Here is a 12,989-nt window from a genome sequence, read left to right on the forward strand (position 1 = left end):
CGCCGGGGTCGATGCCAGAATGAGCCCATGGTTCACCCCGCCGTCTCCGACGTCACCCGAGAGATCCTCGCCGAGCTTCCCGCCCACCGACGTGAGACCTTCGAGTTGCGTCTCGAGCAGTGGTTTCCCGATCTGCACGACGCGGTCACGGCCGTCTATCCCGATCCCGACGCGGTGGCGGCCACCCTGGTGGAGATCGCTGCGCGCGCCTACGCGGCCCGCCCCGAGGATCTGCACCGGCTCGATCAGCGTCGGCTGCTCGAACCGGATTGGTTCCAGCAGCCGGACATGTTCGGCTACGCCTGTTATGTCGATCGGTACGGACAGACGCTGCGTGGGGTGGGCGAGCGGCTCGACCATCTGACCGATCTGGGTGTCACCTACCTACATCTGATGCCGCTGCTGCAGCCGCGGCCCGGTGACAACGACGGCGGATACGCGGTGATGGACTACCGCGCGGTTCGCGAGGACCTCGGCACCAACGAGGACCTGCGGGCGCTCGCGGAAACGCTGCGCGGACGCGGCATCAGTCTCGTTGTCGATCTGGTGCTCAATCACGTTGCCCGCGAGCACGAATGGGCCGAGAGGGCGCGCTCGGGCGATCCGAAGTATCGAGACTACTTTCTGATCTATCCCGATCGCACCACCCCGGACTCGTACGAGCGCACACTCCCCGAGGTGTTTCCGGACTTCGCGCCCGGCAGCTTCACCTTCGACGACACACTCGGCGAGTGGGTGTGGACGACGTTCAACGAATGGCAGTGGGATCTGAACTGGGCCAATCCTGCTGTGCTGCAGGAGTTCGCAAGCATCGTGCTGCACCTGGCCAATCTCGGGGTCGAAGTGCTGCGCCTCGACGCGATCGCATTTCTGTGGAAGCGACTCGGCACCAACTGCCAGAACCAGCCCGAGGTGCATGCGGTCACGCAGGCCCTGCGAGCCACCGCCCGACTGGCGGCTCCGGCCACGCTGTTCAAGGCCGAGGCCATTGTCGGGCCCCGCGATCTGCTGCCGTACCTGGGTCAGGGCCGGCACACCGGACGGGTCTCGGACATCGCCTACCACAACTCGCTGATGGTCCAGGTGTGGTCGATGTTGGCAACGGGCAGTACAGCATTGGCGCGCCACGCCCTGGCGTCGTTGCCGCCCACGCCACCGAGCGGCACCTGGGTGACCTACGTTCGCTGCCACGACGACATCGGTTGGGCCGTCGACGACGGCGACGCGGCGTCCCTGGGACTCTCGGGCGCAGGGCATCGCCACTTTCTGGCCGACTGGTACTCGGGCGAATTCGACGGCTCCTGGGCCGAGGGCCTGGTGTTCCAGTACAACCCGGACACCGGTGACCGTCGGATCAGCGGCACCGCAGCCGCGCTGACCGGACTGGGGGAGTCCCGCCTGGATCCCGACGGCGCGTTCGGTCGAATCTTTCTCGCGCACGCCATCATTGCCGGATGGGGCGGAATCCCGGTCGTGTGGAGCGGCGACGAGCTCGGCTCCCCGGGAGATCCGAACTGGGCCGACGAACCGGCCCATGCCGAGGACAACAGGTGGGTGCATCGGCCGCGCGTGACCGATGCCGATCGGGCCGGCCGATTCGAGCGGGGGAGTGACGCACAACGGGTGTTCGACGGAATCGCTCGCATCGCGAAGGTGCGCGCCGGCCTGCCGATGTTGCACGCCGAAGCGCCGGTGGACGTGCAGAGCGAGTCGGACGACGGTCTGCTCGTGGTGCGCAGGCGGCATCCGAGCGGCACCCTCGTCGCCCTCTACAACGTCACCGCCGAACACCGCTCGTTTCCGCACGCGCAGCTGATCGAACTCGGAATTCCGGCGCCGGTCGAGGTTCTCTCGCAGCACGATCTGCAGGTCGACGACACCGGCTCGGTGTGGTTGCCGCCCTATGCGGCGTGGTGGATCGTCGACAACCCGCTGCGTTAGAGGAGGCGGTGCCGTGACCGGCCTGTTACCCTGCCCCGGGACGGTCGGTAGATACGAACAAGGGGACAATGTCGATGCTGCATGCTCGGATACGAAGTCTGGTGCTCGCTGTGGTGGCCGTGTTGGTGGCCACGATGGCAACGGTGCTGATGGGGACCGGTGTGGCGAAGGCCGATTCCGAGCTCGTCTACGTCTATTCGCCGTCGATGGACAAGAACATTCCGATCAAGGTGCTCAAAGCCGCCGGTGGGGGACCCGCGCCGACGCTCTATCTGCTCGACGGGCTGCGCGCACCCGAGGACAACAGCGGCTGGCTCATCGAGACCGACGTCGAGAGCTTCTTCGCCGACAAGCACGTCAATGTGGTCATCCCGTTCGGCGGCGGCGGCACCTTCTACTCCGACTGGCAGCGCGACGATCCCAAGCTCGGGCGGGTGAAGTGGGAAACCTTCCTCACCCAGGAGCTGCCGCCGTTCATGGCGGATCGTTTCGGTAGCGACAACGTGAACAACGCCGTGGCCGGACTGTCGATGAGCGGAACCTCGGCGCTGAACCTGGCCGCGCATCACCCCGACTTCTACAAGGCGGTCGCGTCGTTCAGCGGCTACCCGACCGCCAGCAGTCCCGGATTCGCCCAGGGCATCGCCGTCGCCGTCGGCGAGATGGGCGGCAACGCGCGCAACATGTGGGGTACCTGGCCGTCCGCGGAGTGGATCCGCAACGACCCGTCCCTCAACGTCGGTGCTCTGCGCAACACGGCGGTCTTCGTCTCCTCGGGTAGTGGTTCGCCGGCCACGGACCCGGTCTTCAACCCGGCCAGCAGCAGCTTCGACCCCGTCAGGTTCGCGCAGATGGTGCCGCTCGAGACGGCTGCAGGGATGAGCAGCCGGGCATTCGTTCCGTTGTTGCAGGCCGCGGGCGGGCGACCCAACGTCAAGATCACCGGTACCGGTGTGCACTGGTGGAACCACTGGGAGCAGCATCTGCACGAGGCGTGGTTCGAGACGATCGCCCCTGCCGTCGGCGGCTGAGCGTTAGTCTGTTCGCCATGACACCACCGAGGATCACCGTCGACTACACGGTGCTCGACTGCCCGGACCCGGCTGCGCTCGGCCGCTTCTACAGCACCATCCTCGGCTGGGAACAGTCTCGTGACGACGGCGATTGGGTGGTGATCGACGGTCCGGGTGATCTGCGGTTGGCATTTCAGAAGGCACCGGACTTCGTCCCCATCGACTGGCCCAGCGAGGGCATCAAGATTCACCTCGATCTGGTGGTGGACGACATGGAGCAGGCCAGGGACTTCGTCGTCGACGCCGGGGCCGAACTCATCGACCACGCGCAACCCTCGTTCTGGGTGTTCCGCGATCCGGCCGGGCACATCTTCTGCCTGTGCAAGAGGGACTGATCCGCAATGACCGGTGAAGCCGTACCCGTCCTGGTCGAGCGGTCCGCCGTGGTTCGGGCCGACGCCGCAACCGTGCACGCACTGATCGACGACTTTCATCAGTGGGTGAAATGGTCGCCCTACGAGGGAGTCGATCCGGACCTGAAGCGCACCTACAGCGGTCCCGACGCCGGAGTGGGCGCTTCGTACTCGTGGTCGGGCAACCGCAAGGCCGGCGCGGGGACGATGACCATCACCGAGTCGATTCCCGAAGAACGAATCGTGCTCGACCTCGCGTTCACCAAGCCGTTCAAAAATCGGAACGTCACGGAGTTCCTGCTCGAGCCCGTCGCCGACGGGACCCGAGTGACCTGGCGAATGTCAGGGAAGCAGAACAAGCTGTTCGCTCTGATCGGAAAAGTGTTCTCGATGGACAAGCTGGTCGGGCCGGATTTCGAGAAGGGTCTCAGGCAGCTCGCCGCTGTGGCAGAGAAGTCCTGAGCAGCTCCTCGTGCCGATCCGCTTGCCCGCCCAACCAGCGCGCGAGAACCTGACATCCTGTCGAGTCGCCCTCGTACGGCTCGCGTGCGTACGCGATGTGTCGCCCGCCGCCGGGATTGGCCCATTCGAATCGGTGCCAGCGCAACGACTGCGGTAGATAACCGGACACCTCGACGGCCGCGGTGCGGAGGCGTCGAACATCCTTCGCCCACTGCGAGGGTCGAAGGCGGGTTCGGGTCGCGTTCTGAAAGCTGTTGCTGCGCAACAGACTCCACAGCTCGCGAAGCCAGATTTTCGGGGTCCGGAACGACATCCATCGGGTGAGGTCCGCTATGTCACGGATCAGGCTGTCGTCGCTGGCGTTGCAGATCATGTCGGACTTCAGACCGATCCACTCGACCGGAATCGACTCGGGCAGAGCCGGACCCGCACCGGCGACGCCACGTCCGGTGCATCCGTCGACGGCACCTACCGGCTGCTGAGGATCCGATATCAGACCAGCGGCAACGATGCGGCTGCCGTCGATCGTTCCGGCGTGCACCAGACCGAGCACCTCGCGTACGACGGTCGCGCCCTGGGAGTACCCGATCAGGGCGATCGGTCCGCTGGTGCCCTCGATGGCGCGGCGCAGGCGTCTGACGCCGATGTCTGCGCTGTGTCGAAAACACAGTCCGCCGAATGCGACCGGACCGTACGACGCCGGATAGCCGACCCACCGGCCGACGAACCGGTCGTCGAGCTCACCGACGACGCAGGCCAGTAGGCCCGTCACCCGCGTTCGGTGGTCGGACGGATGTGATTCTCCGGTACCTCCGACGGCGAGTACGGTGACCTTCTGCTGGCTCATGACTGTCAGTCTGGTGGGAGAACCTGAGCTCGACGCCCGACAAATGCTGAGAACTGTCTGGCAGTTCGGTCCCGGTCAGGCCAGAGCCGTGCGTACGTCCGCGAGAGCGTCGCGAAGGAGTGCCTCGTAGAGATCCGGGTCGGGTACGGCCGCGCTGTTGGAGGTGATGCCGACGGTGACGGTATCGCCGATGCCGTGCACTCCGTGGGTCAGGCTCATGGCCGGGGACAGGGCCGGGAAACCGGCGGTGAATCGGACGGAGCCGCCGCCGAACGTGAGGTCTGCGGCACCGCGCGAGACGCTGGAGACGACGGTGTTCCCGGTGACGGACGGAGGGACTGCGGTCGGATCGAACTGCGCGACGCCCCATTCGGCAAGAAATGCAGGCACGTGTGCTTCGACGGCGTCCTGTGACGCGCGGGCGGCCTCCGACAATGGATGGTTCGCGCGAGCCCGACGCGCGGCCAGATCGGCCGATACGAGTCGACTGCGAGTGCGGATGTCGGGCTCGTCGGTGAACAGTCCGACACCGACGTTGCCGAAATTGTTTCGCGCGTCGGCTCGTGTGTCCCTCGCCAGCGTGACCTCGGCGGCCAGGTCCGGACCATCGCCGAGAAGCCGTTGCAGTGCAACCGACACTGCGGTCAGTACGAAAGTGGTGACGGTGGTGCCGGCGGACTGCAGGTCGGATTTCGGAAGCACGATGGTGCGCACCGACGTCCGGCCGGCGGGCGGCACGTCCAAGGCGGTCGGAGCGCGCGAGTGTGCGGGCGGAGGGATCTCACCGGAGTCGGTGCCTCGTCCGAGGCTCAGCGCGTCGAATCGGGCACGGACGCCGCCGTGAACCATCTGTGCCAGTCGAAGCGGGACGGTCGCAGCGGCAACGATGGTGGATGCCTGCACGAACACCGCGGGAGGCTCCGCCCGCGCGGAGGCCGGTGGAAGTGGGTGCGTACCGAACAGGTCGCGGGCAGTGCGAGCGGCCAGTGTTCCGTCGGCTGCCGCGTGCGAAAGCTGGAGCACGGCAACGACGGCCGCGCCGCCGGGAGCGTCGGCGATGTTCGGATACAGGTGCAGGTGCCACACGGACACTCGGGGATCGACCTGACGGGCGAACGATGCCGCAATCGCGTCGAGGCACTCCGGCCAGGTGCGCGGCGTTCGGTGGACGGAGATCGTGTCGGGGCGCGGGCCCGCCTCGGTCCAGCGGGGATAGTCGAGACCGAATGCGACGTCGGTGATGCGTCGACGCAGAACCTCGATGCGCCCGCTGCGCTCGTGCAGGCGTGGCATTTCGGCGTCGAGGCCCTCGGATCCGTTGTCGAAGCAGTACAGCAGAAACTGGTCGCTCGGAATTTTCGACGCCATCCAGTACGCGCGTGCGTCGGCCGGATGCAGGCGCGTCGATCGGGGGCGGCGGTTGTCGGCTCGAGCGCGGGGCACACGATGAGCCTATGCGGCACACTGCGAACCGAGATTTTACGTACTGATCGGTCCCGTTCTGTGATCTGTCACCAGGACGGGCCGAGGACTTCTTCGGTTGCCTGGAGGTCTACCGGTGCCATCGGCGCTAGCCTGGTCCAATGCATCGACCAGCACTGTGGCCGCGACGCCGTGGCACCCCATGGCGGGTGTCGTGACGCCCAGAGTTGCTTCGGGTTATCGGGCAGGACTGCGTTCCTCGACCAACGCCGCCGCATCGGCCGACTTCGTCACCGACATCTCCTACACCGAGTACGGCTCTGCGGCCTGCACCCTCGGGGTGGCGGCGGACAACACGGTCTTCGTCGCGCCCGCGTTCACCGTCGACGGTGTCGGTGTACTGCGCTCGTCCGACTTCGGAAAGTCGTGGCGCGCATCGGTTCCCGAGGGGGTGCAGCAGAGTCGGAACCGACCCTATCTGTACTTCGACGACGTCGACGAGCGGCTGTTTCTGCACGCCGGCCGTTTCGACGCGGTGCCGCCCCACCCGCTGCGAACGGGCTTCACCCTCGGAGTCAGTGACGACCGGGGCGAAACCTGGCGCACCCGGAAAGTGGCATCGAAAGCGAGGATGGACGCCAAAGTATTTGCCGGACCGAGTAATTCACGGTCAGGGAGAGTTACGTATCTTTCCGCGCCCACGCCGTTCGCAGTACGGGTGCGGCCACTGATCAACGTCACCCGGCAGGTCATCTGGCGGTCCTTCGACGGCGGGGTGAAGTGGGAGGTGGCCGGTGGTTTCGACATCGATTCGAAGAACATCCCCGGGTTGCCGAGTCGGGAGTACGTCGCCTTCGGCAAGGGCGTCGTCGCCCCGGACGGCACGGTCTACATCGGCGGCCGTTACGGACGACGGTTCGCGGTGGCGGTCAGTCGCGACGAGGGCCTGACGTGGGACGTTCGGATGGTCCCCGGTTCGGCGCTGGCGAAATACCACAACGCAGTGCATTTTCTGCTGCTCGGATCGCGTTATCTGTTGCCGGAGTCGATGGCCGTCGACGACGACGGAAACGTGTACGCGGTGTGGCCGGACCGCGACGGGTTGCTGCATGCGGCCTGGTCCTCGGACGGTGCGGTGACGTGGTCGAGGCCGGTGGTGGTGTCGGCACCAGGGGTGCGCGACGCTCGCTTCGGCGCGATCACCGCCACCGGGTCCGGGCGAGTGGGCATCGCCTACTACGGACGTGAGAGGGGTCGTGCGTTCCACGGCTTCATCGCGCAGTGCCGCGACTTTCGTACCAGCGGCCCGGTGTTCGTCGGTGGAAAGTACAACGAACCCGACGCGCCGCTCTTTCCCTACGGGTTCTGCAGTGTCGTACCGGGTTTCGGGTCGAGGCGCTCACTCAACGAGATCGTTCGTGTGCATTTCGCCCCCAACGGTGACCTCGTGACCGGGGCGGCGATGCAGATGCGGGGAAGGAACAGGCAACGGCCGTGGGCGGCGCGATCGGAACACACCGAGATGCAGGCCGTCCTGGGCCGGCTGGGCCGAATCGTCAGCGCGTAGCAGCCGAAAGGCCCTGCAGCAGTGCGCTGCAGGGCCTTTCGTGATCAAGCGGAACCTCTAGGCGACGTTGATCATGCCGACGGTGGGGAAGAAGAAGCAGCTCTTGTCCGAACCGTCGAGGGCCTTGTGGTTGACGGTGCCGAACACCGCGGCGAGAACGGTTCCCGATCCGGTTTCGACGGGTACGGCGCGGGCACCGGCGGCAGGCAGCGAGTCGATCGCGCCGATGACGAACGGCCGAACGATGTCCTTCGCGGCGTCGGGCACGCCGGAGTTGGCGAGGATCGAGTCGGCGAGAGTGGTTGCCAAGCCGCCGAAGTCGGCGAATCCGCCCTTCAGGGTGTTGACGTTGAACCAGGCGACCTGCATCCCGGTCTTGTCTGCGGAATCGTTCACGATTCCGGCCGGGACGAACGCGAACATCGTCTCGCCCTTGTCGACGGCATTGAGCTCGGGAATCTCGATGGACGGCAGGAACGGCAAGGTGGGGATGGCCGGCGCGGTCAGCTGAGGCCACGGTCCGGCCGCTCCGCCTGCGACACCCGGAACGATGCCGAGGGGCGAGCCCGCCGTAGCGGCGCAGTTGATCGCTGCCGTGGGGTAGAAGAACGGCGTGATGCCGAAGTCGGTGAGGGCCTTGTTGGCCGCGTTCAGTGCGGCGAACGGATCGACGCTGGCGTCCTCGGCGACCGGGGTGCGTGAGTCTGCGATCGCGGTCGCGGCGTCGAGTGAGGCACCACCCTGTCCCTGCAGTGCGGCGATCGCCTGCGCCAGCGGATCGGCCGGTGCCGGATCCGCTGCAGCAGTGGCGGGGACAGCGAGCAATGCCGCGCAGGAGAGCGCGAGCGCGCCGGCCAGACGGCTGAGGCGACGAGACATGTGTGACTCCTGTGACTGATGAGGCTTATGTTGCGTGTGCGCTGATACCACCACACATCATCTGGACGTCACAAGCTCAGCCGGAATCCGTTGTTCAATCGAGACGGTCCGAGCGACACTGTGCGCGGACAGCTAGCCCACGTCGATGCCGAAGTCGCGCACGATCCCCTCGAGGCCCGAGGCGTAGCCCTGGCCGATGGCACGGAACTTCCATTCGGCGCCGCGGCGGTACAGCTCGCCGAACACCATTGCCGTCTCGGTCGAGGCGTCTTCGGTGAGGTCGAAGCGGGCGAGTTCGCGCCCGTCGGACTTGTCCACCACGCGGATGAACGCGTTGACGACCTGGCCGAAGTTCTGGCCAAGGGCATCGGCGTTGTGAATGGACACCGGGAAGACAATGGAGTCGACATCCGGGGTCAGGGCCGCCAGGTCGACATCGATGCTCTCGTCGTCGCCCTCACCTTCGCCGGTCCGGTTGTCTCCGGTGTGCTCGATGGCACCGTCGGGGGAGCGGAGGTTGTTGTAGAAGACGAAGTAGCTGTCGCTCAGCGCCTTCTTCGTCGTGCCGAGTCCGATAGCACTGGCATCGAGGTCGAAGTCGCCGCCGGTGGTGGCACGGACATCCCAGCCGAGACCCACGCTGACGGCGGTCAGGTTCGGTGCTTCTTTGGTCAGCGAGACATTTCCACCCTTGGCAAGCGTTACACCCATGTCCATCCACTCCTCAGCGCGTTCGTCCGTGCATCGTCCACTCCACCATATTCATGTTCGAGATCTCGGTGCTCGAGGTGCACGTGTGAAGCCGGAGGGGAACGTGGTGGGTGTGAGCAGTGGGGCTGGCGGTACCGATGGGATTGTGGTGGGATACGACAAACGGTGAAAGATAGCAGTGGTTGTGCGATTTCTCGGGTAGGCGCGCCGCAGCGATCGAACGACGATGGAGATTTCTGTGCAGGTTTCGCGACGTGAGTTGTTCAAGTACGCCGCCGCGGGGTCCGCGGCCGCCGTCGGATTGGTTGCGTTGGGAACGGCGACCGCGCACGCCGACGCCGGGCTCGGCACCCTCGTCGACTACTCGGGTGGGGTGCCGTCGGCAGCGGCCATCAAGGCGGCCGGTCACCTCGGGGCCGTTCGGTACGTCTCCGATCGGCGACCGGATGCGAACTGGATGATCGGCAAGCCGATGCGCAAGTCCGAGGCCGACTCGCTGACGTCCGCAGGGCTGGAAGTGGTCTCGAACTATCAGTTCGGCAAGGGGGCCACGTCCGATTGGCGTGGCGGGTATGCGGCGGGTGTCAAGCATGCAGAACGGGGACTCGAACTCCACCTCGCCGCCGGTGGTCCGACGGACCGCCCGATCTACGCGTCGATCGACGACAACCCCACCGCCGTGGAGTTCGCAACTCTGATCGCGCCGTACATCCTGGGCTGGCAATCGGTGATCGGAGCCGAGAACACGGGGATCTACGCCAACTCACCGACCATCGAATTGGCCTCGGTCGCCGGACTCGGCCAGTGGTATTGGCAGCACAATTGGGGAACACCCAAGGGCTTCGTTCACCCCGATGCTCACATTCATCAGATTCGAATCGACAAGGATTTCGTGGGCGGCGTCAAGGTCGACATCAACAACATTCTGAAAGCCGACTACGGGCAGTGGTCGAAATCCGAGGCGAACATTCTCTGAAATAACATCGATGTAATTCATTGCGACCATTCTCGAATGCAACGCATCGTTGTTTTCGGAATTCGCCTGAATCGACAATTTCGCCCCCGGCTTCCGTTGAAGCCGGGGGCGAAACTGTCGGTGGAGCAGATACGAGCTACGGAACGTAGACCGTACCGATGGTGGGCAGGAAGGTGCAGCTGCGCGGAGCTGCGGCCGGATCTTCCTTCGACTGCGTGGTGATCGAACCGGAGATCACCGAGAGGACGCGTCCGGGGCCGGTGTCGGCGATCGCGGACAGCGTTGCCGGACCGTCGGTGTTGATCATGGCCGCGCCGGTCAGGTCCTGCGTTCCCGAGCGACGGTTGTCGATGTTGAGCCACGTCACCGTCAGGGGAGCTGCCTGCTGCGCAGCGACGGGCGCAGTGCCGAGGGCGGTGAAGACGAAGCCGGCCTGTCCTGCACCGGGTCCGGGAGGCGGCAGGGTGGCCGGTCCCGGTACGGCGAGGGCGGTTCCGACGGAATCGGCGGTGTCGGAAATGCATCCCTTGCCGAGCGTCGGGTAGAGGAACTGGGCGATGACGGGTCCGTCCGACGGCAGTTCGGGTCCGCCGCCGCCGGAGCCGTCCAGGAAGGTGATGACCCGTTCGAGCAGTGCCTTGACCTGGTCCGGGAGCTGCGCGGTTTCCAACAGGGTGCGGGCCTGACCGAGCAGGTCCGCCGCCGGAGCAGCTCCCACGTCGGCAGGTCCGGCTGCGGCACCGAGAATGGCCGGTGCGAACGAGGCGAGTGCTTCGACGTCGGCCAGGTTCGGCATCGGCTCACCGGGGGCGGGGAGGAACTGAGCGATCAGAGCAGCGGGATCGGCCGGTGCTGCGGGCAGATCTGCCGGTGCCATCGGCACCAACGGCTGTGCGGATGCGCTGGTCGGCACGACGAGTGCGGCGGCTGCGGCTACGGCCAAGGCTGTAACTACGCGACGCGTTCCGCGGGTACGAAGCACGGTGATATTCCCCATTCTGATCATGACGCGGGCCCACGGCGACAGCCGGTGCTCGAGGGGTCACTCTATGTAGCGCAATCCCCGATGTACAGCTGTTGTCGGTGGAGCCCTCCCCCGTCGCATCTTTGCCAGGGCAGTCTATTGGTCACACGCTGCGAATTCTCCGCAGACGCACACGATAACCTGTTACTGAAGTTATCAGTGTGAAAGGTGATGCAAATGTTACTCCGGTGCGCAGGCGGTTGGGGCGCATGAGCGGAGCCCTATAAGCTCGACGACCGATACACCGCATCGATACCGAACGGAACCGCACGCACAGTGAACCGACTTGTTCGGCTGGCCCCCGTTCTGCTCGCGGTCTCGGTGCTGAGCCGCTTCGTCTGGGCCTTCGCGACGCCCAACGGAATGAACCTCGTGGACCTCCACGTCTACGTCGACGGCTCCGCGGCACTGCTCGGCGGCAATCTGTACGACTACACGTATTCGGTACAGACCCCGGACTTCCCGCTCCCGTTCACGTACCCGCCGTTCGCCGCGCTGGTGTTCTTCCCGCTGCACTATCTGCCGTTCACGGTGATCGGCGTCCTGTGGCAAGCCGCGACCATGATCGCGCTGTTCGCCGTGGCGAGGCTGACGCTGTCGATGGTCCTCGGCGACGAGCGCGCCGCCGAGGCGCGCTGGGTGCGTATCGCCATGCTGTGGACCGCGCTGGGGCTGTGGTCCGAACCCGTACGGACGACACTCGACTACGGCCAGGTCAACGTATTCCTGGTGCTGCTGGCGATTCTCGCGGTACGCAGCAGCAGGTGGTGGGTGGCAGGCGGACTGGTCGGCTTCGCGGCCGGAATCAAGCTGACCCCGGCCATCACCGGTCTGTACTTCCTGGCCACCCGGCGATGGAAGGCCGCAGCGTTCTCGGCTGTGGCCTTCGCCCTTTCCGTCGCGGTCAGTTACGCGGCACTCGGACATCAGGCGGCCACGTACTTCACCACGCTTCTCGGCGATGCCGACCGCATCGGCCCCGTCGGCTCGGTCTGGAATCAGTCTCTGCGTGGTGCGCTCAGTCGGATCGCGGGGGAGGACGTCGGGCAGGGACCACTGTGGATCGTTGCCGCCGTCGTCGCGACGGGGCTCGCGATCGCGGCATGGCGTGCGATCGGACGCGAAGACCATCTGGGCACGCTGGTGATCGTGCAACTGTTCGGCCTGCTGATCTCACCGATCTCGTGGTCGCATCACTGGATCTGGGTGATCCCGATGGTGATCTGGCTGGTGCACGGCCCCCTGCGTGACGTCGCCGGGGCGAAGATCGTCGCGGGCTACTGGTTGGTGACGGTGACCGTTGGGGTGCCGTGGCTGCTCAGCTTCTTCCAGGAATCGATCTGGACCATCCCTCGTCCCGCACTGGAGGCGTGGGCAGGCGCCGTGGACGTCGTCGGAGCAGCGCTGTTCCTCGGCTGGGTGGTCTACGCCGGGCGAGTCAGGAAGGCGCGGTCAGTGCATCGATCCGACGCGCCAGATCCACATCCTTCTGTGTGAGCCCGCCTGCACTGTGTGTCGAGAGGGTGAACGTGAGCGTCCGCCATCTGATGTCGATGTCGGGGTGATGGTCCGCTTCCTCCGCGGCCTCGGCCACGCGGTTCACCGCCTCGATGGCAGCCGGAAACGACGCCAGTTCGACGGTGCGCGTCAGGGATTTCCCGACCACGGTCCATTCGTCGAGCCGGGCGTCCTCGATGTCGCGATCGGTCAGCAGTTCGGTCATAGAAAGATGGT

General features: G+C 65.8%; 13 protein-coding genes. 7 read left to right on the plus strand and 6 right to left on the minus strand.

Annotated features, from left to right (window positions below; all coding sequences use genetic code 11):
* Positions 1–27 precede the first annotated feature (27 nt).
* From CH273_RS08950 to CH273_RS08965, 4 genes are all read left to right on the plus strand, one after another.
* The gene (locus tag CH273_RS08950) at positions 28–1,941 is read left to right on the plus strand and encodes an alpha-amylase family protein (RefSeq protein ID WP_032394055.1); all 1,914 of its coding nucleotides are present in this window, start codon (positions 28–30) and stop codon (positions 1,939–1,941) included.
* A 74-nt stretch (positions 1,942–2,015) separates the two neighbouring features.
* The gene (locus tag CH273_RS08955; RefSeq protein WP_032394221.1) at positions 2,016–2,972 is read left to right on the plus strand and encodes an alpha/beta hydrolase; all 957 of its coding nucleotides are present in this window, start codon (positions 2,016–2,018) and stop codon (positions 2,970–2,972) included.
* A gap of 17 nt (positions 2,973–2,989) precedes the next feature.
* Complete coding sequence (locus CH273_RS08960; RefSeq protein WP_032394056.1) at positions 2,990–3,349, plus strand: VOC family protein; 360 nt, start codon at positions 2,990–2,992, stop codon at positions 3,347–3,349.
* A gap of 6 nt (positions 3,350–3,355) precedes the next feature.
* Positions 3,356–3,829, plus strand: coding sequence for an SRPBCC family protein (locus CH273_RS08965; protein ID WP_032394057.1), 474 nt, complete (start codon positions 3,356–3,358; stop codon positions 3,827–3,829).
* Here CH273_RS08965 and CH273_RS08970 read toward each other — a convergent pair.
* A complete protein-coding gene (locus tag CH273_RS08970; protein WP_032394058.1) occupies positions 3,795–4,676 on the minus strand; it encodes a PE-PPE domain-containing protein in 882 nt (293 codons plus the stop codon). The genes CH273_RS08965 and CH273_RS08970 overlap by 35 nt on opposite strands.
* Before the next feature lie 75 nt (positions 4,677–4,751).
* Positions 4,752–6,119 carry a WS/DGAT domain-containing protein gene (locus CH273_RS08975; RefSeq protein ID WP_230596625.1) on the minus strand — a complete coding sequence of 456 codons (1,368 nt, stop codon included), beginning with the start codon at positions 6,117–6,119 and terminating at the stop codon, positions 4,752–4,754.
* Between the two features lie 115 nt (positions 6,120–6,234).
* Between CH273_RS08975 and CH273_RS08980 the strand changes: the two genes are divergently transcribed.
* The gene (locus CH273_RS08980) at positions 6,235–7,665 is read left to right on the plus strand and encodes a sialidase family protein (RefSeq protein WP_141214766.1); all 1,431 of its coding nucleotides are present in this window, start codon (positions 6,235–6,237) and stop codon (positions 7,663–7,665) included.
* 57 nt (positions 7,666–7,722) lie between these two features.
* On the opposite strand, the gene CH273_RS08985 is transcribed toward CH273_RS08980, so the two are convergent.
* Together CH273_RS08985 and CH273_RS08990 are read right to left on the minus strand one after the other, a co-directional pair.
* Positions 7,723–8,544, minus strand: coding sequence for a hypothetical protein (locus CH273_RS08985; protein WP_032394060.1), 822 nt, complete (start codon positions 8,542–8,544; stop codon positions 7,723–7,725).
* A gap of 132 nt (positions 8,545–8,676) precedes the next feature.
* Complete coding sequence (locus CH273_RS08990; RefSeq protein ID WP_032394223.1) at positions 8,677–9,255, minus strand: TerD family protein; 579 nt, start codon at positions 9,253–9,255, stop codon at positions 8,677–8,679.
* Between the two features lie 226 nt (positions 9,256–9,481).
* Here CH273_RS08990 and CH273_RS08995 point away from each other — a divergent pair, with 226 nt between their 5' ends.
* The gene (locus CH273_RS08995; protein WP_032394061.1) at positions 9,482–10,231 is read left to right on the plus strand and encodes a DUF1906 domain-containing protein; all 750 of its coding nucleotides are present in this window, start codon (positions 9,482–9,484) and stop codon (positions 10,229–10,231) included.
* Positions 10,232–10,367: 136 nt separating this feature from the next.
* Here CH273_RS08995 and CH273_RS09000 read toward each other — a convergent pair whose 3' ends face one another.
* Positions 10,368–11,228 carry an Rv1157c family protein gene (locus CH273_RS09000; protein WP_052049291.1) on the minus strand — a complete coding sequence of 287 codons (861 nt, stop codon included), beginning with the start codon at positions 11,226–11,228 and terminating at the stop codon, positions 10,368–10,370.
* 303 nt (positions 11,229–11,531) lie between these two features.
* On the opposite strand from CH273_RS09000, the gene CH273_RS09005 reads away from it, so the two are divergent.
* Positions 11,532–12,752, plus strand: a complete 1,221-nt coding sequence (locus CH273_RS09005) for a mannosyltransferase (RefSeq protein ID WP_052049269.1) — start codon at positions 11,532–11,534, stop codon at positions 12,750–12,752.
* Here CH273_RS09005 and CH273_RS09010 read toward each other — a convergent pair.
* A complete protein-coding gene (locus tag CH273_RS09010; RefSeq protein WP_032394064.1) occupies positions 12,694–12,978 on the minus strand; it encodes a 4a-hydroxytetrahydrobiopterin dehydratase in 285 nt (94 codons plus the stop codon). The two genes, CH273_RS09005 and CH273_RS09010, sit on opposite strands and share 59 nt — an antisense overlap.
* Positions 12,979–12,989: the final 11 nt, after the last annotated feature.

It is taken from the genome of Rhodococcus sp. 05-339-2, from assembly GCF_002258965.1.
GTDB lineage: Bacteria > Actinomycetota > Actinomycetes > Mycobacteriales > Mycobacteriaceae > Rhodococcoides.